Origin of the sequence: Streptomyces sp. GD-15H (assembly GCF_045291515.1) — a bacterium.
Classification (GTDB): Bacteria; Actinomycetota; Actinomycetes; order Streptomycetales; family Streptomycetaceae; genus Streptomyces.
In genome coordinates, this window is sequence record NZ_CP149447.1 from 6,862,517 (window position 1) to 6,889,317 (window position 26,801).

The 26,801-nt window shown below is 72.2% G+C and carries 23 protein-coding genes and 1 pseudogene; 19 read left to right on the top strand and 5 right to left on the bottom strand.

Annotated elements, in window-relative coordinates; translation table 11 throughout:
• Positions 1-74 precede the first annotated feature (74 nt).
• A complete protein-coding gene (locus tag WJ438_RS32440) occupies positions 75-1,004 on the bottom strand; it encodes a 5'-3' exonuclease H3TH domain-containing protein (protein ID WP_406729875.1) in 930 nt (309 codons plus the stop codon).
• Positions 1,005-1,234: 230 nt separating this feature from the next.
• On the opposite strand from WJ438_RS32440, the gene WJ438_RS32445 reads away from it, so the two are divergent.
• The 5 genes from WJ438_RS32445 (at position 1,235) to WJ438_RS32465 (ending at position 7,628) form a co-directional block, all read left to right on the top strand.
• The gene (locus tag WJ438_RS32445; protein ID WP_406728374.1) at positions 1,235-2,323 is read left to right on the top strand and encodes a glycine betaine/L-proline ABC transporter ATP-binding protein; all 1,089 of its coding nucleotides are present in this window, start codon (positions 1,235-1,237) and stop codon (positions 2,321-2,323) included.
• The gene (locus WJ438_RS32450; protein WP_406728375.1) at positions 2,316-4,934 is read left to right on the top strand and encodes an ABC transporter permease/substrate binding protein; all 2,619 of its coding nucleotides are present in this window, start codon (positions 2,316-2,318) and stop codon (positions 4,932-4,934) included. The genes WJ438_RS32445 and WJ438_RS32450 overlap by 8 nt, the downstream gene beginning before the upstream one ends.
• Positions 4,935-5,364: 430 nt before the next feature.
• Positions 5,365-5,934 (top strand): helix-turn-helix domain-containing protein, encoded by a 570-nt coding sequence (locus WJ438_RS32455; protein WP_406728376.1) that lies wholly within the window; start codon positions 5,365-5,367, stop codon positions 5,932-5,934.
• Positions 5,931-6,659 carry a helical backbone metal receptor gene (locus WJ438_RS32460; protein ID WP_406728377.1) on the top strand — a complete coding sequence of 243 codons (729 nt, stop codon included), beginning with the start codon at positions 5,931-5,933 and terminating at the stop codon, positions 6,657-6,659. Before WJ438_RS32455 ends, WJ438_RS32460 begins: the two co-directional genes overlap by 4 nt.
• 30 nt (positions 6,660-6,689) lie before the next feature.
• Positions 6,690-7,628, top strand: coding sequence for a LysR family transcriptional regulator (locus WJ438_RS32465; protein WP_406728378.1), 939 nt, complete (start codon positions 6,690-6,692; stop codon positions 7,626-7,628).
• A 55-nt stretch (positions 7,629-7,683) separates the two neighbouring features.
• Here the strand turns inward: WJ438_RS32465 and WJ438_RS32470 are convergent, their stop codons facing one another.
• On the bottom strand, positions 7,684-8,373 hold the full coding sequence (locus tag WJ438_RS32470; RefSeq protein WP_406728379.1) for a gamma-glutamyl-gamma-aminobutyrate hydrolase family protein: 690 nt from the start codon (positions 8,371-8,373) through the stop codon (positions 7,684-7,686).
• A gap of 118 nt (positions 8,374-8,491) precedes the next feature.
• On the opposite strand from WJ438_RS32470, the pseudogene WJ438_RS32475 reads away from it, so the two are divergent.
• Together WJ438_RS32475 and WJ438_RS32480 are read left to right on the top strand one after the other, a co-directional pair.
• Positions 8,492-8,625: pseudogene (locus WJ438_RS32475) on the top strand (short-chain dehydrogenase); the annotation flags it as partial.
• A 27-nt stretch (positions 8,626-8,652) separates the two neighbouring features.
• Positions 8,653-9,573 (top strand): DUF2510 domain-containing protein, encoded by a 921-nt coding sequence (locus WJ438_RS32480; RefSeq protein WP_406729876.1) that lies wholly within the window; start codon positions 8,653-8,655, stop codon positions 9,571-9,573.
• Positions 9,574-9,598: 25 nt separating this feature from the next.
• On the opposite strand, the gene WJ438_RS32485 is transcribed toward WJ438_RS32480, so the two are convergent.
• Entirely contained in the window at positions 9,599-10,801 is a 1,203-nt protein-coding gene (locus WJ438_RS32485) for an amino acid deaminase/aldolase (protein ID WP_406728380.1), read from the bottom strand.
• A gap of 996 nt (positions 10,802-11,797) precedes the next feature.
• Between WJ438_RS32485 and WJ438_RS32490 the strand changes: the two genes are divergently transcribed.
• Together WJ438_RS32490 and mycP are read left to right on the top strand one after the other, a co-directional pair.
• On the top strand, positions 11,798-12,610 hold the full coding sequence (locus WJ438_RS32490; protein WP_406728381.1) for a hypothetical protein: 813 nt from the start codon (positions 11,798-11,800) through the stop codon (positions 12,608-12,610).
• Positions 12,607-13,782 carry a type VII secretion-associated serine protease mycosin gene (mycP, locus tag WJ438_RS32495; protein WP_406728382.1) on the top strand — a complete coding sequence of 392 codons (1,176 nt, stop codon included), beginning with the start codon at positions 12,607-12,609 and terminating at the stop codon, positions 13,780-13,782. The genes WJ438_RS32490 and mycP overlap by 4 nt, the downstream gene beginning before the upstream one ends.
• A gap of 72 nt (positions 13,783-13,854) precedes the next feature.
• Here the strand turns inward: mycP and WJ438_RS32500 are convergent, their stop codons facing one another.
• Positions 13,855-14,628 (bottom strand): hypothetical protein, encoded by a 774-nt coding sequence (locus WJ438_RS32500; protein WP_406728383.1) that lies wholly within the window; start codon positions 14,626-14,628, stop codon positions 13,855-13,857.
• Positions 14,629-14,708: 80 nt separating this feature from the next.
• Between WJ438_RS32500 and WJ438_RS32505 the strand changes: the two genes are divergently transcribed.
• A complete protein-coding gene (locus WJ438_RS32505) occupies positions 14,709-15,440 on the top strand; it encodes an SseB family protein (protein WP_406728384.1) in 732 nt (243 codons plus the stop codon).
• Positions 15,441-15,493: 53 nt separating this feature from the next.
• On the opposite strand, the gene WJ438_RS32510 is transcribed toward WJ438_RS32505, so the two are convergent.
• The gene (locus tag WJ438_RS32510; RefSeq protein WP_406728385.1) at positions 15,494-15,880 is read right to left on the bottom strand and encodes a DUF1844 domain-containing protein; all 387 of its coding nucleotides are present in this window, start codon (positions 15,878-15,880) and stop codon (positions 15,494-15,496) included.
• A gap of 407 nt (positions 15,881-16,287) precedes the next feature.
• Between WJ438_RS32510 and infC the strand changes: the two genes are divergently transcribed.
• From infC to WJ438_RS32555, 9 genes are all read left to right on the top strand, one after another.
• Complete coding sequence (gene infC / locus WJ438_RS32515; RefSeq protein WP_406729877.1) at positions 16,288-16,962, top strand: translation initiation factor IF-3; 675 nt, start codon at positions 16,288-16,290, stop codon at positions 16,960-16,962.
• Positions 16,963-17,072: 110 nt separating this feature from the next.
• Positions 17,073-17,267 (top strand): 50S ribosomal protein L35, encoded by a 195-nt coding sequence (gene rpmI / locus WJ438_RS32520; protein ID WP_406728386.1) that lies wholly within the window; start codon positions 17,073-17,075, stop codon positions 17,265-17,267.
• A 100-nt stretch (positions 17,268-17,367) separates the two neighbouring features.
• Positions 17,368-17,751, top strand: coding sequence for a 50S ribosomal protein L20 (gene rplT / locus WJ438_RS32525; protein WP_004933571.1), 384 nt, complete (start codon positions 17,368-17,370; stop codon positions 17,749-17,751).
• Positions 17,752-17,848: 97 nt separating this feature from the next.
• Entirely contained in the window at positions 17,849-18,739 is an 891-nt protein-coding gene (locus tag WJ438_RS32530) for a TrmH family RNA methyltransferase (RefSeq protein ID WP_406728387.1), read from the top strand.
• A 131-nt stretch (positions 18,740-18,870) separates the two neighbouring features.
• Positions 18,871-20,016 carry an ATP-binding protein gene (locus WJ438_RS32535; protein ID WP_406728388.1) on the top strand — a complete coding sequence of 382 codons (1,146 nt, stop codon included), beginning with the start codon at positions 18,871-18,873 and terminating at the stop codon, positions 20,014-20,016.
• Between the two features lie 147 nt (positions 20,017-20,163).
• Positions 20,164-21,285 (top strand): phenylalanine--tRNA ligase subunit alpha, encoded by a 1,122-nt coding sequence (gene pheS, locus WJ438_RS32540; protein ID WP_406728389.1) that lies wholly within the window; start codon positions 20,164-20,166, stop codon positions 21,283-21,285.
• Positions 21,285-23,885, top strand: coding sequence for a phenylalanine--tRNA ligase subunit beta (gene pheT, locus WJ438_RS32545; RefSeq protein WP_406728390.1), 2,601 nt, complete (start codon positions 21,285-21,287; stop codon positions 23,883-23,885). The genes pheS and pheT overlap by 1 nt, the downstream gene beginning before the upstream one ends.
• Before the next feature lie 239 nt (positions 23,886-24,124).
• Positions 24,125-25,171, top strand: a complete 1,047-nt coding sequence (locus tag WJ438_RS32550) for a PP2C family protein-serine/threonine phosphatase (protein ID WP_406728391.1) — start codon at positions 24,125-24,127, stop codon at positions 25,169-25,171.
• Between the two features lie 271 nt (positions 25,172-25,442).
• Positions 25,443-26,783 carry a transcriptional regulator gene (locus tag WJ438_RS32555; RefSeq protein WP_406728392.1) on the top strand — a complete coding sequence of 447 codons (1,341 nt, stop codon included), beginning with the start codon at positions 25,443-25,445 and terminating at the stop codon, positions 26,781-26,783.
• Positions 26,784-26,801 lie beyond the last annotated feature (18 nt).

The window sequence follows — 26,801 nt, forward strand, 5'->3', positions numbered from 1 at the left end:
GGTTAGGTTTACCTAAGTTAACACTTTTGCCCAGGGAATACCTCCTGCCCGCATGCCGCTGCCCCCGGCCGGCTCTACCGTGCGAGTGTCGTCAGCAGCCGCTCCAGGGACCCCCCCAGGCCCCAGCGGGTCGCCAGTGCCCGCACGGCGTCCGGGTCGCGGGGTGCACGCGGCAGCGCCGTGTCGACGTCCGGGAGCGGCACGTCGTCCGCGACCCGCACGACCTTGGGCGCGACCGCCAGGTAGGGCAGCGCCTCGGTGAGGCGCTTGCGCTGGGTCGGCGTGAGCCGGGCCCGCGGATCGTCCACCGCCGCGAGGATTCCGGCCAGGTCGCCGAACTCGGCCAGCAGCTTGGCGGCCGTCTTCTCGCCGACGCCCGGCACGCCCGGCAGGCCGTCGCTCGGGTCGCCGCGCAGCAGCGCCAGATCCGCGTACCCCGCGCCGTCGACCCCGTACTTCTCGCGCAGTACGGCCTCGTCGATGACCTGGAGCGTGCTGACGCCCTTCACCGGATACAGCACCCGCACCCCACGCGCGTCGTCCACCAGCTGGTACAGGTCGCGGTCGCCGGTGACGATGTCGACCGGACCGCGCGCCCGCGCGGTGAACGTGCCGATGACGTCGTCCGCCTCGTACTCGGCGACCCCCACGCGCGCGATGCCGACGGCGTCCAGGACGGCCTCGATGACCGGCACCTGGGGGGACAGGGTGTCGGGCACCTCCTCCTCGTCGGGGCCCGACGGGCGCTCCTCGGCGACGCGGTGCGCCTTGTAGGAGGGGATCAGCTCCACCCGCCACCGCGGGCGCCAGTCGGCGTCCATGCACGCCACCAGATCGGCGGGCTGGTGGTCCTTGACCAGGCGGTCGATGAAGTCGAGCAGTCCGCGCACGGCGTTCACCGGCGTGCCGTCCGGGGCCCTGACCGAGTCCGGGACGCCGAAGTAGGCGCGGAAGTAGAGGGATGCGGTGTCGAGGAGCATGAGTCGTCCGGTCACGCTCCGCATCATGCCGTACGCCACCGACAGCGCCCCGCAGTCGCACGATGGTGAGTGCGGGATGCGCAACGAGTTGCGTCAGGCGCTTCTTCTGTGAAGCAGAACACACGTTTGCGTTGTCCGAAACGGGGGAGGCGCCGCCACGGAGCGATGCCGGTTGCAGGTTCAACTGTTCAGGACCGCGTGGGCCTACCGCCGGGCGTCGCTCCTTTCCTTGCCGTCGAGAACAAGAGGTACGCGTGTCAACCAGGCTAGAAGCGGAGCATCTGTACAAGGTGTTCGGCAGACGACCGGGACAGGCGGTCGAGAGACTGCGCAACAACGAGGCCGACCGTGAGGAGCTGCGCGACCAGGGGATCACGGCCGCCGTCATCGACGCCTCGTTCACCGTGGAGCCGGGCGAGATCTTCGTCGTCATGGGCTTGTCCGGATCCGGCAAGTCCACCCTGCTGCGCATGCTCAACGGCCTGTCGGAGCCGACCGCCGGACAGGTGCGGTTCGACGGCGAGGACCTCACCGCGCTGTCCGACCGGGAACTGCGCGACGTCCGTTCCAAGAAGATAAGCATGGTCTTCCAGCACTTCGCTCTGTTCCCGCACCGCAGCGTCCGCGAGAACGCCGCCTACGGCCTGGAAGTGCAGGGCGTGCCCCGCGCCGAGCGCGAACGCCGCGCCGACGAGGCGCTCGCTCTGTGCGGCCTGGCAGGCTGGGAGAAGTCCTGGCCCGACGAACTGTCCGGCGGTATGCAGCAGCGGGTCGGTCTGGCCCGCGCGCTCGCCACCGACGCCGACCTGCTGCTGATGGACGAGTCCTTCAGCGCGCTCGATCCGCTGATCCGCCGCGACATGCAGGACCAGCTGGTGGAGCTGCAGAAGAAGCTGAAGAAGACGATCGTCTTCATCACCCACGACCTCAATGAGGCCATGCGCCTGGGCGACCGTATCGCGATGATGCGTGACGGCCGCATCGTGCAGATCGGCACCGCGCAGGACATCCTGATCCGCCCCGCCAACGACTACGTCGCCTCCTTCACCCAGGACGTCGACCGCTCCCGGGTGCTGACCGCCGGGGCCGTGATGGACCGGGAGGTGCGCGGCGACGAGGCCGACTGCGACTGCGAGACCGCGACGCCTCGGACGCCGTTCACCGAGCTGTGCGCGATCAGCGCCCGCGCGGCGCACCCCGTGGCGATCCTCGACGGCGAGGGCGCGGTCATCGGGGTCGTGCCCCGGCAGCGCCTCGTCGGCTTCATGGGCGACGAGGAGGCCACCCCCGGCACCTGCGACTCCGAGCGGGGCAAGGGCGAGAAGGTGATGGCCCGTGCCTAGGATTCCGCTCGGCGAATGGGTCAACAGCAGCGTCGACTGGCTGCTCGACAACGTGACCTGGCTGTTCGACTTCTTCAAGGCCGTCTTCACCGGCGCCTACGACGGTGTCAACGCCGTCCTGCAGGCACCGGAACCGCTGCTGCTCGCCGGTATCTTCGCGGTGATCGCCTTCTGGCTGCGCGGCACCCTCGCCGGTGTCCTCACCTTCCTGGGATTCGCCTTCCTCGATTCCATGGAACTGTGGGCGGACTCGATGGTGACGCTGGCGCTGGTCATCGTCGCCACCGTCATCGCGTTGGTCATCGCGGTGCCCGTGGGTATCTGGGCGGCACGCTCGGACCGGGTCAGCGCCGTCGTGCGGCCGGTCCTGGACTTCATGCAGACACTGCCCGCGATGATCTACCTGATCCCGGCGATCCTCTTCTTCGGGACCGGCCCCGCCCCCGGCATCGTCGCCACCCTGATCTTCGCGCTCGCCCCCGGCGTGCGCATGACCGAGCTGGGCATCCGCCAGGTCGACAAGGACCTCGTGGAGGCGGCCGAGGCGTTCGGCACCACGCCCCGCAACACCCTGCTGCGCGTTCAGCTGCCGCTGGCGCTGCCCACCGTGATGGCGGGCGTCAACCAGGTGATCATGCTCGGGCTGTCCATGGCCGCGATCGCCGGCATGGTCGGCACCGGCGGCCTGGGCGGCGCGGTCATCGAGGCCATCGGCCAGCTCGACATCGGTCTGGGCGCCGAGTCCGGCCTCGCCATCGTCATCCTGGCGATCTACCTCGACCGCATGACCAGTGCCCTGGGCACCCAGGTGTCCCCGCTCGGCCGCCGCGCCGCCGCCAAGGCCCGTGTCGCGCAGGGGCTCAAGATCTGGTCCTACCGGCCGCGTCCGCAGGTCGCCGTGATCGGCGTCGTCGTCCTCGCCCTGGTGGCCGGCGGCATGAGCATCTTCGGCGGCAACACCGGCGGCACGGACACCACCGCCGACGCCAAGAACGTCGGCAACGGCAAGAAGATCTCCATCGGTTACATCCCCTGGGACGAGGGCGTCGCCTCCACCTTCCTGTGGAAGGAGGTCCTCGAGCAGCGGGGCTTCGAGGTCGAGGCCACGCAGTTCAACGCCGGCCCGCTCTACACCGCGCTCGCGCAGGGCGACATCGACTTCCAGACGGACTCGTGGCTGCCCACCACCCACGCCGAGTACTGGAAGAAGTACGGCGAGCAGCTCGAGGACCTCGGCGCTTGGTACGACGAGACGTCGCTCGAACTCGCCGTGCCCGCCTACATGGAGGACTTCGACTCCCTCGAGGACCTCAAGGGCAAGGCCGGCACCTTCAACGGGAAGATCACCGGCATCGAGTCCAGCGCCGGAATGATGGGCCTGCTGAAGGACAAGGTCGTCAAGGAGTACGGCCTGGACAAGGAGTACAAGGTCGTCGACAGCTCCACGCCGGCGATGCTGGCCGAGCTCAAGCGCGCCTACAGCAAGAAGGAACCGATCGTCGTCACGCTCTGGTCGCCGCACTGGGCGTACAGCGACTACGACCTGAAGAAGCTGAAGGACCCCAAGGGCACCTGGGGCGAGGGCGACGGCGTGCACAGCCTGGCACGCAAGGGCTTCACCGCCGACAACCCCACCGTCGGCAAGTGGCTGAAGGACTTCTCGATGACCGAGGAGGAACTCACCAGCCTGGAGGCCGAGATCAACAAGGCCGGCAAGGGCAAGCAGCAGGACGCCGTCCGTGCCTGGCTGAAGGACAACCCGGGCGTCGTCGACAAGCTCGCGCCCGTGCAGTCCGGCTCCGGTGACACTCCCGCCGAGGCGAAGCGTCCGCTGGACGTGGCCTGGTTCCCCTGGGAGGAGGACATCGCGATCACCTACCTGTGGAAGAACGTCCTGGAACGGCGCGGTTACACGCTGAACCTGAAGCAGATGGACGTCGGGCCGGTCTACACGGGCCTCGCCACCGGTGATCTCGACCTCAACTTCGACGCCTGGCTGCCGCACTCCCAGAAGAACTACTGGGAGAAGAGCAAGGACAAGCTCACCGACCTCGGTACGTGGTACGAACCGGTCTCACTGGAGCTCGCCGTCCCCTCGTACGTCAAGGACGTCAAGTCGCTCGAAGACCTCAAGGGCAGGGCCGACCTGTTCAACGGGCGGATCGTCGGCATCGAGCCGGGCACCGGCCAGATGGACATCCTCAAGACCAAGGTCCTGCCGGGCTACGGCCTGGACAAGGAGTACAAGGTCGTCGACGGCTCCTCGCCGGCGATGCTGGCCGAGCTCAAGCGCGCCTACACCAAGAAGGAGCCCATCGCGGTCACCCTCTGGTCGCCGCACTGGACGTACAGCGAGTACGAGCTGACCAAGCTGAAGGACCCCAAGGGCACCTGGGGCGAGAGCAACACCATCCACACCATCGCGAGCAAGAAGTTCCCCGAGCAGTACCCCGAACTCACGCGGTGGATCAAGGGCTTCACGATGAGCGAGGACGAACTCGGCACCCTGGAGAAGGAGATCAAGGACCGCGGCCAGGGTCACGAGGAGGAAGCCGTCGCCGCCTGGCTGCAGGAACACCCGGACATGGTGGAGCGCATGACCCCGCAGTGACGGTGACGTCGCCGCGGTGACCACCGCGCCGGCAGCCACCGGCCGCCCCCGAGGGGCGGGCCCGGCCCCGCGCCTGACAGCGGGGCCGGGCCCGCCCCTCGGGCCTGTCCGGAAACACGAGAGGAATCCGGACAGTCACACACCGCTATGTCCTCCCCGAACTTCCGGGCACCTCCCCGTGACCTCCCGCCCCACTTCGGCGACAATGGCGGAAACACCTGGCACTCCGCACACATCGAACCGAACAGGCCGGGCACCGGCCGGCGTGAACTGTGGGGGCGTGCGCGATCGCTCATGGCGCCTACGTGGCAGGCGCCTGAAACGGTTTGCCGAACATGCGTAGGGTGCAGACAACTCAAAAGAAGGAGTGCGCCGGACAGCGGTGCACGCACCGGGTACGGGACGACGGGCGAAGGAGGGAGCCGGGGCGATGGGCGACCACAAAGAGCAGCCTCTGCGGGTGGGCGCGGCCGTGCGGCGGCGACGCCGTGCGCTGGACCTCACCCTCGCCGTCGTGGCCGAGCGCAGCGGCCTGTCGGTCCCGTTCCTGAGCCAGATCGAGAACGAGCGCGCGCGCCCCAGCCAGAGTTCCCTGGAGAAGGTCGCCGACGCCCTGCGCACCACCGCGGTGGAACTGCTCGCCGCCGCCGACCCGGCGTGCAGCGTCGACGTCGTCCGCGCGGAGGACACCGAGCCGCTGCTCGAACCGCGCATCCGGTCCCTGGTGCGCGGTCATCACCAGATGCACGCCTCCGAGTTCACCGGCGACCACGACGCCGGGCGCGAATTCCAGTTCCGCAACGACCAGTTGATGTACGTGGCGGACGGCGCCGTGGAGATCGAGGCGGAGGGCCGCGCCTACCGCCTCGGCCGCGGCGACACCCTGTACCTCACCGGAGGCGTCCGGCACCGGTGGCGGGCCACGGTCGTGGAGACCCGGCTGGTCGTCGTCGCCGTCGCGGAGCACATCGAGGCGGTCCGGGACAAGCCGCGCCGATGAGTCCCGCGCGGATCGTCTCCCTCGTCCCGTCCCTGACCGAGGCCGTGGCGCTCTCCGCCCCCGGCGCCCTGGTCGGCGCCACCGACTGGTGCACGCACCCGGCCGATCTCGACGTCGTACGGATCGGCGGCACGAAGAACCCGAAGGTGGAGCGGATCGCCGCCCTCGCCCCCGACCTGGTGATCGCCAACGAGGAGGAGAACCGCCCGCCCGACCTCGCCGACCTGCGCGCGGCCGGCCTCGAGGTGCTGGTGACGGAGGTACGGACGTTGCCCCAGGCCTTCGGCGAGCTGGCCAGGGTGCTCACGGCGTGCGGTGTGAACGCGCGCCCCCGGTGGCTGGACGACGCCGAGGCCGCCTGGGACGCCGTGGCGTCCCCCGCGACGCGCCGGACCGCGGTCGTGCCGGTCTGGCGGCGGCCCTGGATGGTGCTGGGCCGGGACACCTTCGCCGGCGATCTCCTGTCCCGCCTCGGCGTCGACCACCTTTACGCGGATCACCGGGAACGCTATCCCCGCGTCCCTGTGGACGCGTTGCGCGCGGCGGCACCCGACCTCGTCGTGCTGCCCGACGAGCCCTACCGCTTCACCGCCGACGACGGCCCGGACGCCTTCCCGGGAGTGCCGTGCGCGCTGATCGGGGGCCGGTTTCTCACCTGGTACGGGCCGTCGTTGGCGGAAGCCGCGACGGTGCTGCCCCGGGAGCTGCGAGCAGCGCGCCGCTGACACACCACCGTCAGGGCATAAGCTGACCTTATGAGCGCGACGGACGACGGCCATGCGGGACACAGGTCCGTGACCGCCGGAACCCTGGCCCACCGGGTACCGGACCTCGGGGCGCTGGAGCTGCTGCTGGCGGTGGCCAGGCTCGGGAGCCTGGGCCGCGCGGCACGCGAGCTGGGCATCACCCAGCCCGCGGCCAGCAGCCGGGTCCGGTCCATGGAGCGCCAGCTCGGCGTGGCACTGGTGGACCGCTCACCACGGGGGTCGCGGCTGACCGACGCGGGCGCGCTGGTCACCGACTGGGCGCGGCGGATCGTGGAGGCGGCGGAGGCCTTCGACGCGGGGGCACAGGCGCTGCGGGACCGCCGGGACTCACGGCTGCGGGTGGCGGCGAGCATGACGATCGCCGAGTACCTGCTGCCGGGCTGGCTGCTCGCACTGCGTGCGCAGCGGCCGGACACGGCGGTGTCGCTGCTGGCCGGGAACTCCGCGTCGGTCGCGGAGCGGCTGTTGTCGGACGAGGCGGACGTGGGTTTCGTGGAGGGGGTGACGGTGCCGGCGGGCCTGGACTCCGTGGTGATCGCCCATGACCGGCTGATCGTGGTGACGGCACCGATGCATGCCTGGGCCCGCCGCCGTCGCCCGATCGCCGCCGAGGAACTGGCGACCACCCCGCTGATCCTGCGCGAGAAGGGCTCCGGCACCCGGCAGGTCCTGGACACCGCCCTGGGCGGTCTGGCCCGCCCGCTGATCGAGCTGTCGTCCACGACCGCCGTGAAGGCCGCGGCGGTGAGCGGCGCCGGCCCAGCGGTCCTCAGCGAACTGGCCGTCGGCGAGGAGCTGGCGATGCGCCGCCTGACCCGCATCCCCGTACCCGGCATCGCCCTGGCCCGCGACCTCCGCGCGGTCTGGCCGACCGGTCACCGCCCCACGGGCCCCGCCCGCGACCTGCTGACCTTGACGCGCGGCTGAGCACCCGCTTGCCGTATACCGGGGAGGGGAAGGCCAACGGGCGTGGCGGGGTGGGTCAGGGTGTCGTGGCTGCTCGGGTCAGATGGCGCAGGAGGCGTAGGTCCTCGGCCATTTCCGGGTGCCACTGCACGCCCAGCACCCAGTCGGCGGACGGGAGTTCGATCGCCTCCACGGTGCCGTCCACCGTGTGGGCGGACGGGACCAGGCCCTCGCCGAGGCGGTCCACCGCCTGGTGGTGGAAGGCCGGTACGGAGGTCTCCTCCGGGACGGCAGCGGCGTACCAGGTGCCCGGCACAGGCTTGACCGGGTGGTGGCCGAAGACCCCCGGCACCCCCGCGTGGCCGTCGAGGTGCTGGACGAGGGTGCCGCCCAGGGCGACGTTCAGCAACTGCATGCCCCGGCAGATTCCGAGCAGCGGGACACGGCGGTCGAGGGCCGCTTGGATCAGGGCGAGTTCCCAGGCGTCCCGGGCGCGGGCGGGCGGCCCGGTACGCGGGTCGGGCTCGGCGCCGTAGCGGACCGGTTCCACGTCCGGACCACCCGCGACGACCAGCCCGTCGAGCCTGGCCACGGCCGCCACGGCGTGCTCGGGCGCGTCAGGCGGGAGCATCGCGGCCAGTCCTCCCGCCCGCTGCACCAGCCGCGGGTACCCGAGGGGCAGCAGCGCGGCGTCCAGCTGCCACGCGCCCCAGCGGACCCCGGACTCCACACAGGTGCTGATGCCGATCAGCGGCCTGGCCACCATGCCGTACCCCTCCGCCTCCGACGCTCGTTCTGTCCACGTCAGACCCGGGGCCAGGCCCTGATCGCCGCCGATCAGGGCGCCGTCCACGAGGCCGGCGCCAAGAGGGAGAGGTTACCTCCCGTTCGGCCGGTTCGCCGGGGCCGAGGAGATCGCCGCCGTCGCCTTCCTGGCCGGCGACGACTCCTCCTTCGTCACGCCACCGACCTCCTCGCGGACGGCGCAATCTCGGGGGCGTACGTCACACCGCTGTAGCGCTCGTCCTACAGTGCCCGGATGAGCATGACGCCCGCACCGGGCTGGTATCCCGACCCGCACGCCCCGCACCTGGAACGCTGGTGGGACGGTGCGGCCTGGACCGAGCACCGGCGCGCCCCCGAAGCCCCCGGCGGGCCGGTGCCCCCGTCTCCCGGCGGCACCGGCCGTGCCCGGGCCATCGCCCTCACCGCGGCGGCGGCCGTGCTCGTCACCGCGGTCGTCACCGGCGCGGTGCTGCTGGGTGACGACGACGGCGACCCGGAGACCGGGACCGGCCCCACGGGCACGGTGTCCGCCCACGCACCGGACAGTGAGACCCCCTCACCGCCCGCACCGGAGTCCGCGTCCGGGTCCGCGGGATCCTCCGCCGACGACCCGGCCGTCGTCGAGGACCAGCTCAACGGCGTCACCTTCCCGCTCCTCGACGGCTGGGTCCGGCCGGAGCACGTCAGCCAGGACGACGTCGTCATGACCACCCCCGGCACCCACGACTGCCCCGGCGAGGGCAGCGTCTGCCGCTACGGCATGGTCATCTCCCGCACGGTGACCGCGACCGACGAGACGTCCCCCGAACTGCTCGCCAAGGAGGACATCTCCGACGCGGCCGAGGACGCCTTCGAGGAGGACGCCCTCGACCAGAGCCCCTACGGCGGCATCGAGTCCCACGAGGTCGTCAGGTCCGGCCCGGTCGCGGTGGCGGGCCGCGCCGGGTACTTCGTCCGCTGGCGCGTCACGACGGGCAAGGGGCCCGGCGGCCATGTGCAGTCGCTGGTCTTCCCGTCCAGCGTCGGCACCGGGTCGCCGATCGTCGTCCGCTACGTCTTCGAGGGCGGCGAGGACGCCCCGCCCCTGTCCGACATGGACCGCATCACCAAGGGCATCCGCGCGGTCGGCGACGCGGACCCGGGCGGCGGCGTGGGCAGCAGCGTCGGCCCCGACCAGTGACACGGGCCGGGCCGGGGCTCCGGTGTCAGAGGAACGTCATGCCCTCGCCGCGGTACGTCGGCACTGTCGCCGTCACCTCGCCGCCCTCGATCAGCCGCAGCGCGTCGAACCGCTCGCACAGCTCGCCCGCCTTGGCGTGCCGGAACCACACCTTGTCGCCGATCAGCAGATCGTCGGCCGGCAGGCCCAGCAGCGGCGTCTGGACCTCGCCGGGCCCCTCCCGCGGGTCGTAGCGCAGCCCCTCGGGCAGATACGGCACCGGCAGCCGGTCGGCCCCGGCCGCGCCGGAGGCCGGGTACCCGCCGCCGAGCACCGTCACCACGCCCACGCCCGGCCGCCGTACGACGGGCAGGGCGAAGAGCGCCGCCGGACGCCCGGTGAACGACGTGTAGTGGTCGAACAGCCTCGGCACGTACAGCCCCGAACCCGCCGCGATCTCGGTGACCGCGTCCTCCTCGGCGGTGAACTGCACACTGCCCGTACCGCCGCCGTTGACGAACTCCAGATCCGGTACGACCTCCCGTACCGCCCGCACCACCGCCGCACGTCGACCGGCCAGTTCCCGCCGTGCGGCGGCCTGCATCAGCCGCACGGCCCGGGAGCGCAGCGGCTGCCCGGCCACCGCGTCGCCGACGCCCGCGACATGACCCTCGTACGCCATGATCCCCACCAGCTTGAACCCGGGGCGCCGGACCACCGCGCGGGCCACCTCGGCGACCTGTGCGGGGGAGTGCAGCGGGGAACGCAGGGCCCCGACCCGCAGCCGGCCGCCGAGCAGCTTCAGCGAGGTGTCCAACTCCAGGCAGACCCGCACCACTTCACCGCCGCCCGCGCGCGCGGCGTCGATCAGGTCCAGCTGCGACGGATCGTCGACCATGACGGTGACGGCGGCGGCGAGCTTGGGATCGGCGGCCAGCTCGGCGTAACCCGCGCGGTCGGCGGAGGGATACGCGAGCAGGATGTCGTCGAAACCGGAGCGGGCCAGCCACAGGGACTCGGCGAGAGTGAACGACATGACGCCCGCGAAACCGTCCCGGGCGAGGACCCGTTCGAGCAGAGCGCGGCAGCGCACGGACTTGCCGGCCACCCGGACCGGTTTCCCGCCGGCCCGGCGGAGCAGGTCGTCCGCGTTGGCGTCGAAGGCGTCCAGATCCACGATCGCGAGCGGGGCGTCGAGGTGGGCGGTGGCCTGGTCGTAACGGGCCCGGTCGGAGGCGCGCACAGTCATGAACGAAGCCTGCCAGACAGGATTACCGCAGGGTAGGGGGACGTTCCGGGCAGATGCCGCGGCCCTGCCGACTGGTTCCCGTTCGATCGGGATCACGCCGTAGAGTGACGCGCACGCCCGGCGGAACCACGCCGGACGAAGGCTCGTGCCGGGATGACGCTCCACCCGTGCGGGTATCTCTGCCCGGGACGACTTCGTGCCGGGCCCCGCAGCAGACACCGGCCCGCCGCGAGGAAACGGTCCGGGCACGACGAAACGGGGGGTGCATGAGTACGGAAGCGCAGCGCGCCTCCCACCCTCCGCGCCCCACGGCCCCTCCGCCACCGTCCACGCTGCCGCACCCGCCGGGCACACCGGACGACGACACCCGGGAGCCGGACCGGCGGCAGCCGGAAACCGGCGCTGAGGAGACGCCCCCGGGGACACCCGCCGGGGGACCGGTGAACGGCACCGCGCCGGTTCAGCCCAAGGGCAGGACCTCGGGCGGAACGGGCGCGTTCGACATGCGCCTGCGGCGGCACCGCCGCCCGCCGCCTCCTCGCCCTCCGACCCTTCGCGTTCCGACTCCGCGCCGTCCCGGCCCCGGTTCCCGCGCTTCGACGCCGGGGGACCGACGGACGGCACGCCGCCGCCACCGCAGGCCTCCGCCCGCTTCCCGGACACGCCGCCGACCGTCGGCCGGGGGACACCGGCTGCGGGCACCGCCCCGAACGGCTCGACCGCCGTACCGGGGCAGCCCGCACACCGCCCCACCGTCCGGCGTCGGGACACCCCCGCCGAAACCCCCTCGGAGACGACCACCCGCCTGCGCTCGGTACCCGCATCCGCCGAACCGGCCCCCCACACGGTCACCCCGCCCCGGTCGACCACGCCGCCGCCCCGCCCGGCACCGGACGACACCTGGGCTCCGGCCCCGCGGCCGGGCTCCCCCGACTCCGCGCTCTCCTGGAGCGCTCCCATGACGCCCGGCGGAGCCTCCGGCCCCGCCGGCCCGTCGTGTCGTTCGCGCGGCCCGAGGGATACGACGAGAACGCCCGGCCACGGCTCCTCGGACAGCGGGACCGGTCCCATATCGTGGCCGCCGCGGTCTGCCTCGTCCTCGGGGTGGGACTGATAGGCGGCGCCGTCGCCGGGAGCTGGCTCGCCGGGGACTCCGGCGAGACGGGGCCCCGCAGCGGCTTCACCGCGGCCGGAAGCCTGTGGCACAGCGTCCCGGTCGACCAGTTGTTCCCACCCACCGTGCAGGGCAGGGGCGCCGGTCCCGGCGACGCCGACCGGCTCTGGACCCGGATAGCCGTGGCCCCGGACAGCGGCTGCGAGGACGCCTTCGACCCCCTGCTGCGCAAGCTGCTCGACCCCCTCGGCTGCGCACGCCTGCTGCGCGCCACCTACACCGACGCCACCCAGAGCCACGTCACCACCGTCGGCCTGCTGTTCACCAAGGCCGACGCCGCCGGCACGGCCTCCCTCGCCGGCCGGGTCGACAAGGAACGCCTGGACCGCCGCACCGACCTGGTGCCCCTCCCGTACCCCGCGAAGGGCACCGCCGCCGCCGACTTCGGCGCCGGGCAGCGTGCCTCCTGGGCGATCTCCGTCCTCACCGACGCCCCCGTCGTCGTCTACGCCGTCTCCGGCTGGGCCGACGGCCGTGCCGTCGAGACCCCGCAGCCCGCCGAGGACGCCATGGAGTCCGGCGCCACCAGTGCCCCCGCCCAGGCGGGCCTCGGCCACGAGGCACAGGGCCTCGCCGACCGCGTCGAACGCGGCCTGCGCAAGAACGTCGGCACGGCCACGGAGCAGCCTTCATGAGGACCGCGACCGCCAGGGCCGCGACCCTGAGCGCCCTCCTGGCCGCCACCCTCGCCCTGCTCCCCGTCACCGCCGCGCACGCCGACGGAATCCGCGCCCAGCAGTGGGGCCTGGACGCCCTGCACACCCAGGAGGCATGGCGCACCACCCAGGGCGACGGCGTCATCGTCGCCGTCCTGGACACCGGGGTCGACGCCGACCACCCCGACCTCTCCGGCAACGTCCTCGAGGGCAAGGACCTGGTCGGCTTCGGTGCCGAATCCGGTGACCGTGCCTGGGCCCGGCACGGCACCGCCATGGCGGGGATCATCGCCGGTCACGGACACGGCGCCGGGAACGCCGAGGGTGTCCTGGGCATCGCGCCCGGAGCGAAGATCCTTCCCGTCCGGGTGATCCTGGAGGACGGCGACCCGTCCCGCGCCAAGGCCCGCCGCACCCGCGGCAACGCACTCGCCGAGGGCATCCGCTGGGCCGCCGACCACGGCGCCGACGTCATCAACCTCTCCCTCGGCGACGACTCGGCCTCTGCACACCCCGAGTCCGGCGAGGACGAGGCAATCCAGTACGCCCTCCGCAAAGGCGTGGCCGTCGTCGCCTCCGCCGGAAACGGCGGCGAGAAGGGCGACCGCGTCTCCTACCCGGCCGCCTACCCCGGCGTCATCACCGCCACCGCCGTCGACCGCTACGGCACCCGCGCCCCGTTCTCCACCCGGCGCTGGTACGCCACGGTCAGCGCCCCGGGCGTCGACGTGATCATCGCCGACCCCGACCGCAAGTACTACGAGGGCTGGGGCACCAGCGCCGCCGCGGCGTTCGTCTCCGGCGCCGTCGCCCTGGTCAGGGCGGCCCACCCGGAGCTGACCCCGGCCCAGCTCAAGAGCCTCCTGGAGGACACCGCCCGAAACGCCCCCGCCGACGGCCGCGACGACTCCCGCGGCTTCGGCTTCGTCGACCCGGCCGCCGCCATCGAGGCCGCGGCCCGGCTGAAGCCCGAGGGCCTGAAGCCGGCGGCCCACGGTGACAAGTACTTCGGTCCCGGTCCGGACACCGCCGACTCCGACGGCGACACCGCCGACTGGGCCGCACCCCTGGCGGGCGGCGCGGGCGGCGTCCTGCTGGTCGCCACGGTCGTCCTGTGGCGCGGCCGCCGCACGAGCCGCGAGGACGTCTAGTAGAAGCGCGCGAGGAGGTACGGGCCCGCACGGACGTCCAGTGCCGCGAGGACCGAGCGGTGTCACCGGCCGTCACTCGGCGCGGTGTCCGCCGTCCCCCACGAACACCGACACCGCCGCCCGTGCCGCCGCCTCCACCAGCGCGACGCCCTGAGTCATCGTCGCGTTGCCGTCGGACAGCACGGCCATCAGCAGGTCCCGGCCGTCGACCGTGACGCGTCCGACGCTGTTCACGACCCACAGCCCGGTCGCGTCGCGCGGCACCCAGCCGTTCTTCACCGCCCACGACGAGCCGTCCGTCAGGAGTTCGTCCGCCACGACCGGCACCCCCCACGCCTGGTCCGCGACCACCCCCTCCATCAGCCCCCGCACGTACGCCCGCGAGGCCCCGGTCAGCTCCGAGTCCGCCCCGGCGCCGAACACCTGCCGCAGCAGCAGGAGTTGGTCGGCGACGGTGGTCCGGGTCAGCCCCCATCGGATGCCGTCGCCGCCCGCGGTCCGGGCGAGCCCGAGGCGGGCGTTCGCCGCGTCGAGGCCGGCCGCCCGTCCGATCGAGCGCCACAGCGCCGACGCCGAGTCGTTGTCGCTGCGTTCGATCATCGCGGCGGCGTACGCACGCTCCTCCCCGGTGAGTCCCCGTCCCGCGTCCTGCGCCGCGAGCAGCAGCGCCGCCAGAATGTCGACCTTCACGATGCTCGCGGTGACGAACGCCCGGTCACCGTGGCAGACGCTGACCGCGGCAACCGGATCCAGTACCCCCACCGACACCTCGGCGCCGTCCGCCACCGGCACCGCCGACATGGCGGCCGCCAGCCGCGCCCCCCGCCCGTCGGACCTCCCCGACACCTCCCGCACCTTCCGTACCTCCCGCTTCTCGCACCGCCCCCGTCCGAGCCTGTCCCCGACGGCCGATAGGCTCGACGACCGTGGCGAACAAGAACATTCCCGACCCGGGCTACCGTGACGACGACGGCTCCGCCGATCCCCGGCTGAGCGCGGCACTCGCCGCGTGGGCCGAGGACGGCAACGCCGTCGCTCCGGTACTCGAAGCGCTCAAGGGCACCCGGCTGCTGGTCCCCGTGGTGGCCGTGCTCGGCGAGGTCGAGGAGGACGAGCAGGGGCTGCGCCGCGAGAAGACCAGCGACATGGCCGTTCCCACCCTGAAGGCGGGCCACCGCACCGCGCTGCCCGCGTTCACCTCCACCGACTCGCTCGCCCGCTGGGACCCGGAGGCCCGCCCCGTCGCCGTCCCGCTGCACCAGGCCCTGCAGGCCGCCGCACACGAGAAGGCCGACACGGTCGTACTCGACCTGGCCGGGCCCGTGCCCTTCGAGCTGACCGGGCCGCTGCTGCTCGCGCTCGCCGAGGGGCGCACGACGACCGATCCGCTGACCGACCCCGCGGTCACCGAGGCACTGCGCGCCGTCGTCGCCGCGGAGCCCGCCGTGCTGCGCGCCCACCTCGGGCCGGGGCAGGCCGACGGCACCCTCGCCCTGGTCCTCGACCCCGCCGCACCCGCGGCCGAGGCGGCCAGGTCCGTGGCCCAGCGCCTCGCCGCCGACGAGACGCTGAGGGCCCGCCTGGTGCGCGGCCTCGACCTGGCAGTACTGCCGGCAGAGGCGACGCCGCCGGGCGAGCCCTTCTACGTACGCGCCTGACGGGGCCCGGACCACTCGGTCGCAGGCCCCGGACCAGCCGCCCCCGGGACCCCTCAGGCGTAGAGCGGACCCGTGTACTTCTCACCCGGGCCCTGCCCCGGCTCGTCCCGGACGAGCGAGGCCTCGCGGAACGCCAGCTGGAGCGACTTCAAGCCGTCGCGCAGCGGCGCCGCGTGGAAGGAGCTGATCTCGGTCGTGGACGCGTCCAGCAGGCCGGCCAGCGCGTGTACCAGCTTGCGGGCCTCGTCCAGGTCCTTGTGCTGGTCGCCCTCCTCGGTCAGGCCGAGCTTCACCGCGGCGGCGCTCATCAGGTTGACGGCGACGGTCACGATCACCTCGACCGCCGGAACCTCGGCGATGTCCCGGGCCATGGCGTCGAAGTCGGGGTTGTCGGTGCTCTCGGGGGTTTCGGGGGCGTCCGAGGGGGAGGTCTCACTCATGCCCCACACGATAGGGCCAGGCGCGTGCCCTCTTGACAGCAGGAGGTGCGGCGCCAGAAGTGCGGGAAGAACGGTTAGCGCACCCCTGCGGAAGCTGCTAACCTTGTGTAACGACCGGTCGGACCCGTCTGCACCACTGCATACGAGCCCGGCCCACAAGTGGAGGCTTTCGAACTCCCACCTGATCGTCCCTGGGGATGACAGGTCACCGGTCAGGCGGCGCCGCTCAGCGGCGATCCGCCCGAAAGTGCGCCCCGCGGTGATCGCGGCGGTGTTCCGGTAGTTCGAGGAGCCCCGCCTGTGATCGTCCGGGGCATTTTTGTTGCTTCGGCGCGGTTAGGTCTAACGAATACAGACGTTACGCGGCTGTCCGCCAGACCGTCGCGTGGTGCTATCGAGGAGGATCCATCAGCGCCGAGCCCCGCATCAACGACCGGATTCGCGTTCCCGAGGTGCGACTTGTCGGTCCCAGTGGCGAGCAGGTGGGCATTGTCCCGCTGGCCAAGGCACTGGAGCTTGCACAGGAGTACGACCTGGACCTGGTCGAGGTCGCGGCGACCGCCCGCCCGCCTGTGTGCAAGCTCATGGACTACGGGAAGTTCAAGTACGAGTCGGCCATGAAGGCCCGTGAGGCGCGCAAGAACCAGGCGCACACGGTCATCAAGGAAATGAAGCTCCGGCCGAAGATCGACCCGCACGACTACGACACCAAGAAGGGTCACGTCGTCCGGTTCCTGAAGCAGGGCGACAAGGTCAAGATCACGATCATGTTCCGTGGTCGCGAGCAGTCCCGGCCCGAGCTGGGCTACCGGCTGCTGCAGCGGCTCGCGGAGGACGTCCAGGACCTCGGGTTCATCGAGTCGAACCCGAAGCAGGACGGCCGGAACATGATCATGGTTCTCGGTCCGCACAAGAAGAAGACCGAGGCGATGGCCGAGGCCCGCCAGGCGCAGGAAGCCCGCAAGGCGGACGCGAAGGCCCACCCCGGCCGCTCGCAGAACGCCGCCGAGGGTGACCACGACGACCACGACGACCACGACGCGGAGACCGAAGCTCCGGCCCAGGCCGCCGCCGAGGCGTGATCCCGGGGGGCCCGCCCCTCAGGACATAACCGAAACAAGTACGACGCTCCACCGTGCCCGGTTTTCGTGACCGGGCATCGGAGCGCCACCGACGAGGAGATAACGGCGCTATGCCGAAGAACAAGACGCACAGCGGTGCCCGCAAGCGCTTCAAGGTCACCGGCACCGGCAAGGTGCTCCGTGAGCGCGCCGGCAAGCGCCACCTGCTCGAGCACAAGTCGTCCCGTGTGACGCGTCGCCTCACCGGCAACGCCGAGATGGCCCCGGGCGACGCCAAGAAGATCAAGAAGCTTCTCGGCAAGTGACGCTCCGGCGCCGAGGCGCCGTACGTACGTCAGGACCGGGACCCAATCGATTTCGGGTCGTGTGAGCAACAACCGCGGCCCCGCTACAAGGAGTTAAAAAGTGGCACGCGTCAAGCGGGCAGTCAACGCCCACAAGAAGCGCCGGGCGATCCTCGAGCAGGCCTCCGGCTACCGCGGTCAGCGTTCGCGTCTGTACCGCAAGGCCAAGGAGCAGGTCACCCACTCGCTGGTCTACAACTACAACGACCGCAAGAAGCGCAAGGGTGACTTCCGCCAGCTGTGGATCCAGCGCATCAACGCCGCTGCCCGCGCGAACGGCATCACGTACAACCGCTTCATCCAGGGTCTGAAGGCCGCGAACGTCGAGGTCGACCGCAAGATCCTGGCCGAGCTGGCCGTGAACGACGCCACCGCCTTCGCCGCGCTCGTCGAGGTGGCCCAGAAGGCGCTGCCGGCCGACGTGAACGCGCCCAAGGCCGCGTGACGCCGCGCCGGCCCTGATCCGGCGTGATCCAACGGACCCGTAGGCGCTGCCTGCGGGTCCGTCGTATGTGCGGAAGTTGCGAGCGAAAGTGAACCGAATGCCCCCCGCCACCCCCGAGTTGATCTCCTCCCGCTCGCCCCGCGTGTCCGCCGCGCGGCGGCTGGCCAAGCGGAACTTCCGGGGCAAGGAGCGACTGTTCCTCGCCGAGGGGCCGCAGGCCGTACGGGAGGCCGCCGTTCACCGGGCCACGGTCGACCGGGAAGGCGGTCACCGGCCCACCGGCGCCGCCACGCTCGTCGAGCTGTTCGCCACGCCGGAGGCCGCCGAGCGCCATGCCGACATCATCGGCGCCGCGCGGGACGCCGGCGCCCGTGTCCACCTCGCCGCCGAGCAGGTCATCGCCGACATCTCCACCACGGTCACCCCGCAGGGCCTCGTCGGGGTGTGCCACTTCCTGGACACCCCCTTCGACGAGATCCTCGCCGCCCGGCCCCGGCTCGTCGCCGTCCTCGCGCACGTACGCGACCCCGGCAACGCCGGCACCGTACTGCGGTGCGCCGACGCGGCCGGCGCCGAGGCCGTCGTCCTGACCGACGCCTCCGTCGACCTGTACAACCCCAAGGCCGTACGCGCCTCCGTCGGGTCGCTGTTCCACCTGCCCGTCGCCGTGGGCGTGCCCGTCGAGCGGGCCGTGGCCGCCCTCAGGGACACCGGAGTACGGGTGCTCGCGGCGGACGGCGCGGGCGACCGGGACCTCGACGACGAACTCGACCGGTGCACCATGGGCGGGCCGACCGCCTGGGTCTTCGGCAACGAGGCGTGGGGCCTCCCCGAGGAGACCCGCGCGCTCGCGGACGCCGTCGTCCGCGTCCCGATCCACGGAAAGGCCGAGAGTCTGAACCTCGCCACCGCCGCCGCCGTATGTCTCTACGCGTCGGCGCGTGCACAGCGCGCCGCCGGAGGGTGCCGCTCCGTCACCGAGAGCTAGTAGGGTGACCTGCCCGGGGACCCTCCCCAAGCTCTCGGCCGTGCCTTAGGCTCCCCCGGCTCCGCCCGGACCGGGGAACCCTCCGTGAGCGCGGGGCACCCCGAGGGAGTTCTGAGAGGTGGGGTACGGGGATGACCGTCGGCACGAGCAGCGCACCGGGAGCACCGGAGGCGGCGCGCCCGCCCGCGTCCCGGTTCGCAGGCCCCGCCGAGCTCGGCATCGATCCCGACCAGCTGCCCGACGGACTCGTCGTCGCCGACGAGCACGGCAGGGTGATCTGCTTCAACGCGGCGGCCGCCCGGATCACCGCCGTCCCCGCCGACCGGGCCCTCGGGCAACGCCTCGAGGTGGCCCTGCCGTTGGAGGACCTGGAGGGCCGGCGCTGGTGGCAGCTCACCGACCCCTACGGCGGCCTCGCCATCCGGGTGGGCCAGCCCGAGCGCAATCTGCTGCTGCCCGGCGGCCGGGAGGTCCTCGTCTCGGCACGCTACGTCCGCACCCGCCCCACCGGCCCGGTCCGCCGGGTCGTCGTGTCGCTGCGCGACACCGAGGCCCGGCGCCGCACCGAGCGCAGCCACGCCGAACTGATCGCCATCGTCGCCCATGAACTGCGCTCCCCGCTCACCTCCGTCAAGGGTTTCACCGCCACCCTGCTCGCGAAGTGGGAGCGCTTCACCGACGAGCAGAAACAGCTGATGCTGGAGACCGTCGACGCCGACGCCGACCGCGTCACCCGGCTCATCGCCGAACTCCTCGACATCTCCCGCATCGACTCCGGGCGCCTCGAAGTGCGCCGCCAGCCCATCGACATCGGCACCGCCGTCGGACGGCACATCCAGGCGTACGTCGCCGCCGGACAGCCCGCCGACCGGTTCCTGCTGCGGATCCAGCACCCCCTGCCCGACCTGTGGGCCGACCCCGACAAGGTCGACCAGGTGCTCAGCAACCTGCTGGAAAATGCCGTGCGCCACGGCGAGGGAACCGTCACCATTGACATCACGCCCTCGGCGTCCCCCCGCGACCGGGAGAACGGCGAGCACGCGGCCACGTCGGTCACCGTGAGCGACGAGGGTCCCGGCATCCCGGAGGAGTCCATGAACCGCGTCTTCACCCGCTTCTGGCGGGGCAGCAAGCGCGGCGGCACCGGCCTCGGGCTGTACATCGTCAAGGGCATCGTCGAGGCCCACGGCGGCACCATCACCGTCGGCCGCGCCCGCGGCGGCGGCGCGGAGCTCCGATTTACGTTGCCCGTGGCGGCCCCGGCGTACCTCACCTAGAGCGACCCAGGGCCCCACGGGCGCATTCGCCTGCCCGCACCCCGTTAGACTCGGCCTCTGGCCACCATTGTGTCCCGCAGACGGAGACGCTTCGTCCACGAGCCGGTGACGGGGACCATCAGCCAGCCAACGGAAGTACGGGAAGAGATGTCGGCACCCAATAAGTCGTACGACCCAGTCGAGGTCGAGGCGTTGAAACCGGAAGAGATCGAGCGCATGCGGGACGAGGCGCTCGCCGCCTTCGCCGCCGCGGACTCCCTCGACGCGCTCCACGAGGCCAAGGTCGCCCACACCGGCCCCGCCTCCCCGCTGGCCCTCGCCAACCGCGAGATCGGCGCCCTGCCCCCGCACGCCAAGGCCGACGCGGGCAAGCGCGTGGGCCAGGCGCGCGGTGCCGTGAACAAGGCCCTCGCCGGCCGCCAGAGCGAACTGGAGGCCGAGCGGGACGCCCGGGTACTGGTCGAGGAGGCGGTGGACGTCACACTGCCCCACGACCGCGTACCGTCCGGCGCCCGGCACCCGCTGACCACGCTGTCCGAGCGCATCGAGGACACCTTCGTTGCCATGGGGTACGAGGTCGCCGAGGGCCCGCAGGTCGAGGCCGAGTGGTTCAACTTCGACGCCCTCAACATCGGCCCGGACCACCCGGCCCGCGGTGAGCACGACACCTTCTTCGTGCAGGGCCCGGAGGGCGGCACCGAATCCGGAGTCGTGCTGCGCACCCACACGTCACCCGTGCAGATCCGCTCCCTGCTCGACCGCGAGCTGCCGGTGTACGTGATCTGCCCCGGCCGGGTCTACCGCACCGACGAGCTGGACGCGACCCACACCCCCGTCTTCCACCAGGTGGAGCTCCTCGCCGTCGACGAGGGCCTGACCATGGCGGACCTCAAGGGCACCCTGGACCACATGGTGCAGTCGCTGTTCGGCGAGGGCATGAAGACCAGGCTGCGGCCGAACTTCTTCCCCTTCACCGAGCCGAGCGCCGAGATGGACATGCTCTGCTACGTCTGCAAGGGCGAGTCCATCGGAAACCCCGACCGTCCCTGCCGCACCTGCTCCTCCGAGGGCTGGATCGAACTCGGCGGCTGCGGCATGGTCAACCCTCGGGTGCTCACCGCCTGCGGCGTCGACCCCGAGAAGTACAGCGGATTCGCCTTCGGGTTCGGCATCGAGCGGATGCTGATGTTCCGCCACAACGTCGAGGACATGCGAGACATGGTCGAGGGTGACGTCCGGTTCACCCGGCCGTTCGGGATGGAGATCTGATGCGGGTCCCGCTTTCTTGGCTGCGGGAGTACGTCGACCTGCCGGCAACGGAGACCGGCCGCGACGTCCAGGCCAAGCTCATTTCGGCCGGCCTCGAGGTCGAGGCGGTCGAACACCTCGGAGCGGACCTCAAGGGTCCCCTGGTCGTCGGCCAGGTACTGACCATCGAGGAGCTGGAGGGCTTCAAGAAGCCGATCCGCTTCTGCACCGTCGACGTCGGCCAGGCCAACGGCACCGGTGAGCCCCAGGAGGTCGTCTGCGGCGCCCGCAACTTCGCGGCCGGCGACAAGGTCGTCGTGGTGCTGCCCGGCGCCGTGCTGCCCGGCGGCTTCGCGATCGCCGCCCGCAAGACCTACGGCAAGGTCTCGCACGGCATGATCTGCTCCAGCGACGAGCTGGGCATGGGCGACGACGGCAGCAAGGGCATCATCGTGCTGCCGCCGGAGACCGAGGTCGGCAAGGACGCGATCGAGCTGCTGGAACTGGTCGACGAGGTCCTCGACATCGCCGTCACCCCGGACCGCGGCTACTGCCTGTCGATGCGCGGCGTGGCCCGCGAGACCGCCACCGCCTACGGCCTGCCGCTGCGCGACCCGGCGCTGCTCGACGTGCCGGGACCGAACGCCTTCGGCTACCCGGTGAAGGTCTCCGACCCGGCCGGCTGCGACCGCTTCACCGCCCGCACGGTGACCGGCCTGAGCCCCGACGCGCGCTCCCCGATCTGGCTCCAGCGCCGGCTGCAGAAGGCCGGCATGCGCCCGATCTCCCTCGCCGTCGACATCACCAACTACGTGATGCTGGAGCTCGGCCAGCCGCTGCACGCCTACGACCGCTCCCTGGTCCAGGGCACCATCGGCGTCCGCCGGGCCGAGCCGGGCGAGAAGCTCACCACCCTCGACGGCGTGCAGCGCACCCTTGACACCGAGGACCTGGTGATCACCGACGAGCGCGGCCCGATCGGGCTCGCCGGCGTCATGGGCGGCGCCAACACGGAGATCGCCGACCTCCCCCAGTCTCGAACAGACTCGACCGGGGGGACCCCCACCGTCGAGAACGCCACGGCCGACGTGGTGATCGAGGCCGCGCACTTCGACTCGGTGTCGATCGCACGCACGGCCCGTCGGCACAAGCTGTCCTCCGAGGCGTCCCGGCGCTTCGAGCGGGGAGTCGACCCGCAGGCCGCCGCCGCTGCCGCGCAGCGCACCGTCGACCTGCTGGTGCTGCTCGCCGGCGGTACCGCGGAGGCCGGAGTCACTGAGGTCGTCGCCCCGACCGCGCCGCACACCCTCACCATCCCGGCCGACCACCCGGACAAGGTCGCGGGCGTCGCCTACGGCCGCGAGACCGTCGTACGCCGCCTCCAGCAGGTCGGCTGCGACGTCATGGGAAACACTGCCGCGTGGAACGCGTCGTTGAGGGGCGGTGGCCGGGAGACGGGCGGGCAGGATGAGCTGATCGTCACCGTGCCGTCCTGGCGGCCCGACCTCACCGACCCGAACGACCTGGCCGAAGAGGTCATCCGGCTCGAGGGCTACGAGAACCTGCCCGCCACACTGCCCAGGCCGCCCGCCGGACGTGGCCTGACCGGCCGGCAGCGGCTGCACCGCCGGATCGGCCGGGCCCTGGCCGGCGCCGGATACGTCGAGGCGCCGAACTACCCGTTCGTCGGTGAGCAGGTCTTCGATCAGCTCGGCCTGGACGCCGGTGACCCGGCCCGCCGTGTGGTGAAGCTGACCAACCCGCTCAGTGACGAGGAGCCCGCGCTGCGGACCTCGCTGCTGCCCGGTCTGCTCAACGCGCTGCGGCGCAACGACGGACGCGGCTCGCACGACCTGGCCCTGTTCGAGACCGGCTTGGTCTTCTTCCCGCGCGAGGAGCAGCGGACCGCCGTCCGGCTGCCGGTGGACCGGCGACCCACCGACGAGGAACTCGCCGGCCTCGACGCGGCGCTGCCGGATCAGCCGCGGCACGTGGCCGCGGTCCTCGCCGGTGCCCGCGAGCAGGCCGGCTGGTGGGGCGCGGGCCGCCCGGCGGACTGGGCCGACGCGATCGAGGCCGCCCGGACCGTCGCCGCCGAGGCGGGGGCCGAGCTCATCGTGCGCAAGGGCCGGTACGGCCCGTGGCACCCGGGTCGCTGCGCCGAACTGGCGGTCGTCGTCGACGGCACCGAGCGGATGATCGGACACGCCGGAGAGCTGCACCCGGGCGTGCTGAAGACCCTGGGCCTGCCCGCGCGCAGCTGCGCGATGGAGCTCGACCTGGACGTCCTGGAGCAGGCCGGCAACGACACCCCGCAGGCGCCGGGCATCTCCACCTTCCCGGTCGCCACGCAGGACGTCGCGCTGGTCGTCGACGAGTCCGTGCCGGCGTCGGACGTCGAGGCGGCACTGCGCGAGGGCGCCGGTGCACTGCTGGAGTCCATCCGCCTGTTCGACGTGTACGAGAACGCCGAGCAACTGGGCGAGGGGCGCAAGTCCCTGGCGTACGCGCTGCGGTTCCGCGCGACCGACCGGACGCTGACGGTCGACGAGGCGTCCGCGGCCCGGGAGACGGCGGTCGCCCTCGCGGGCGAGCGCACCGGGGCAGTCCTTCGCGGCTAGTGGGTCCTCCTTCAAGGACCGGCTCTTCGGGGCCGGTCCTTCGGCCCTCGCGGGTGCGCGAGTCCCGTGCGCCCCTGAAGCCGTGTATGTCTCTCGCGTATCTGTTACCGCCAGTCACCTCACTCGTTCGGGTGGCATTCCGGGTGATACGTCCGGATCGGATCGTGCGGTCGAAAGAATCTGACCGGCCTCTCCGAGGCCGGTCTGCGCTGTCTGGGCCACAAATGGGGGGCATCGGCATGATCCGCTTCCAGGCTGGGGCACCCCGCACGGGGCGGCCCAGGACCACCTCATGGAATCCCGACCGCTGCCCGCTGCGCCGGGCGCTCGCACGCGGACTGCCACCCACCGCCCTGAGCGCCCTCGGCACCGGACTGGCGCTGCACGTCGGGCAGAGCCTGCTGCGGGAGCTGAGGCGGACCCGTACGATCGCACGCACCGCGCAGCGGAGGCTGCGGCCGCCGCCGCGCGTCGACGGACTGACGGTCGCCGCCGTCCGACTCTCCGCCGACCGGGGCGCCCGGCTCGGCGGAGATCTGTATGAGGTGGTCGCCACCGAGTACGGCGTACGGGCGGTCATCGGCGACGTCCGCGGACACGGGCTCGGTGCCTTCCCCACCGTCACCACCGTCCTCGACGGCTTCCGCGAGGCCGCGTACGACGAGCCCGATCTGGCCGGAGTGCTGCGCCGACTGGAGCGGGCGATGGACCGGCACCTGCGGGAGCGGGCATGCGCCGAGCACCTTTCGGCAGCCGTCGCCGCCGACGGCCATGAGGTCGCCGAGGAGTTCGTCACCGTCCTGCTCCTCGAGATCCTCCCGGACGGGCAGATGCGGGCCCTGAACTGCGGGCACCCCTGGCCCCATCTCCTGAGCGGCGCACGGGCCGAACCGCTCGCCCGCGCCGATCCGCACCCGCCGCTGGGCCCGTTCCCGCTGCCCGCCGAGCTCCCCACCGTCCCCTGCGGACGACTGCTGCCCGGCGACATACTCGTCCTGCACACGGACGGAGCCGAGGACGCACGGGACGCCGACGGCCTTTTCTTCCCGCTGCCGGAGGTGCTCGCCGCGGCCGCGCGCGAGGCACCGCGCACACCGCAGACGGTCCTGCACACGGTCCTCACGGCGCTGACCCACCACACCGGCGGCTCACCCCAGGACGACATCGCCCTCGTGATCCTCAGGAACGAGCGCCCGTCTCCGCACGCCCCCTCGACGGCGCCGGAATCCCCCGGATCGACCACGACGGGCCCGCAGTCGGCGAGCTCTCAGCAGTTCCCCGCATAGCGTGCGTCCCCCGCAGGCGCGCGGACGGCCGGCGGGCCGTCCGCCCCGCCACGGAGTGTCGGGCAGGCGGCTGGGCGGACGGCGCGGATACGGGCCGCCGCACTGTACGAGGGGGAGCCGGCGGCCCGGCCGGCCTCTTTCGAGGCAACTCAGTCAACCGGCCGGAAACTCTCCGCGACAGCGCGCACACACTGCGGATTCGGACACTCCGTTCACACCCCGTGTGAACACCCGGCCACTACTCTGTCGACACCGATCCCCCGGGGGCCTCATGCAGCCCAACACTCTGCTCGACGCGGTCCTGGACAAGGCCGGCATCTCGCACGCCGGCCTGGCCGCGCACGTCAACCAGGCCGGTCGGGCACGCGGACTGTCACTCAGATACGAACACACCGCCGTAGCCCGCTGGTTGAGGGGGCAGCGGCCCCGCGGCCAGGTGCCCGACCTGATCTGCGAGGTACTGGCCGTCCGGCTGCACCGCCAGGTCACCCTCGACGACATCGGCCTCGGGGTCCCCGGCGAGGCGTCCACCCCGCATCCCGGTTCGCTCTCCGGCTTCGTCGAGCGGGCCACCGCGCTGTGGCGCTCCGACCAGCAGCGGCGCCCGCACATACGGGGTGTGCCCGCGGTCACCGGCACTCCCGCCGTGATGCCCGTCTGGGAGTGGGAGAACCCGCCCGAGGACGTGGACGTCTCACGCGGTGGCCGGCACCGGGTCACACCGGACGACCTGGACATGCTGCGCTCCGCCCGCTCCCACTACGAGCAGATGTACCGCAAGGCCGGCGGCGTCGCGACCCGCGCCCGCATCGTCGGCTTCCTCAACACCGAGGCCGCCCCGCTGCTGCGCGGCAGCTACACCGACTCCACCGGTCGCCAACTGCACCGGGCCACCGGTGGGTTGGTGGCGGTCGCGGGCATCTGCGCGTACGACTCCGACGCGCACGGACTCGCCCAGCGCTACTTCCACCAGGCGCTCCGACTGGCAAAAGCCAGCGGGGACCGCGGACTTGGCGCCTATGCGATCGCGCTCCTGGTCAACCAGTCGCTGTTCACGCGGGAGTACCGGCAGGCCGTCGCCTTCGCGGAGGCCGCGTTGCGCGCCACGGGCAAGCACCTCACCCCTGCCCTCGCCTCCGACCTGTACGCGATGCAGGCGAAGGCGTACGCGCACCTCGGCGACGGCACGAACGCGCTGTCCTGCATCCGGCGCGCCGAGCAGGCCGCCGAGCGCATCCGGCGCGGCCACGAACCCGACGAGACCGGTTATGTCCAACCCGGCCTGGTCAACGTGCAGGTGGCGGAGGCGCTGCTCAGCCTCGGCGAGCTGGCTGCGGCCGGCGAGCACGCGGCCGCAGCCGTCGACAACCCCGCGCACGACCGGGGACGGGTGCACCGGCTCGCCATGCTGAGCACCATCGAACTGCGGCAGGGCAACACCGACAACGCGGTCGCCATCGCGGTGCAGATGGCCGAGCAGGCCCGTGGAATGGAGTCGCAGCGGCTGCGCGACCGACTGCGCGCCGTGCGCGAGCACTTGGTGCGCAACGGCTGCGCCGGTACCGGCGAGGTGGCCGAACTCATCGACGGTGCCCTGCGCGTACCGTTGTAGCCCGCCGCGCGTGCCCGG

What these genes read in the sequence shown, in the direction of transcription:
- WJ438_RS32440 (WP_406729875.1), bottom strand. Translation starts at nt 1,004, where the DNA reads ATGCGGAGCGTGACCGGACGACTCATGCTCCTCGACACCGCATCCCTC.
- WJ438_RS32455 (WP_406728376.1), top strand. Translation starts at nt 5,365, where the DNA reads ATGGGCGACCACAAAGAGCAGCCTCTGCGGGTGGGCGCGGCCGTGCGG.
- WJ438_RS32460 (WP_406728377.1), top strand. Translation starts at nt 5,931, where the DNA reads ATGAGTCCCGCGCGGATCGTCTCCCTCGTCCCGTCCCTGACCGAGGCC.
- WJ438_RS32465 (WP_406728378.1), top strand. Translation starts at nt 6,690, where the DNA reads ATGAGCGCGACGGACGACGGCCATGCGGGACACAGGTCCGTGACCGCC.
- WJ438_RS32470 (WP_406728379.1), bottom strand. Translation starts at nt 8,373, where the DNA reads ATGGTGGCCAGGCCGCTGATCGGCATCAGCACCTGTGTGGAGTCCGGG.
- WJ438_RS32480 (WP_406729876.1), top strand. Translation starts at nt 8,653, where the DNA reads ATGACGCCCGCACCGGGCTGGTATCCCGACCCGCACGCCCCGCACCTG.
- WJ438_RS32485 (WP_406728380.1), bottom strand. Translation starts at nt 10,801, where the DNA reads ATGACTGTGCGCGCCTCCGACCGGGCCCGTTACGACCAGGCCACCGCC.
- mycP (WP_406728382.1), top strand. Translation starts at nt 12,607, where the DNA reads ATGAGGACCGCGACCGCCAGGGCCGCGACCCTGAGCGCCCTCCTGGCC.
- WJ438_RS32510 (WP_406728385.1), bottom strand. Translation starts at nt 15,880, where the DNA reads ATGAGTGAGACCTCCCCCTCGGACGCCCCCGAAACCCCCGAGAGCACC.
- rpmI (WP_406728386.1), top strand. Translation starts at nt 17,073, where the DNA reads ATGCCGAAGAACAAGACGCACAGCGGTGCCCGCAAGCGCTTCAAGGTC.
- WJ438_RS32530 (WP_406728387.1), top strand. Translation starts at nt 17,849, where the DNA reads ATGCCCCCCGCCACCCCCGAGTTGATCTCCTCCCGCTCGCCCCGCGTG.
- WJ438_RS32535 (WP_406728388.1), top strand. Translation starts at nt 18,871, where the DNA reads ATGACCGTCGGCACGAGCAGCGCACCGGGAGCACCGGAGGCGGCGCGC.
- pheS (WP_406728389.1), top strand. Translation starts at nt 20,164, where the DNA reads ATGTCGGCACCCAATAAGTCGTACGACCCAGTCGAGGTCGAGGCGTTG.
- pheT (WP_406728390.1), top strand. Translation starts at nt 21,285, where the DNA reads ATGCGGGTCCCGCTTTCTTGGCTGCGGGAGTACGTCGACCTGCCGGCA.
- WJ438_RS32550 (WP_406728391.1), top strand. Translation starts at nt 24,125, where the DNA reads ATGATCCGCTTCCAGGCTGGGGCACCCCGCACGGGGCGGCCCAGGACC.
- WJ438_RS32555 (WP_406728392.1), top strand. Translation starts at nt 25,443, where the DNA reads ATGCAGCCCAACACTCTGCTCGACGCGGTCCTGGACAAGGCCGGCATC.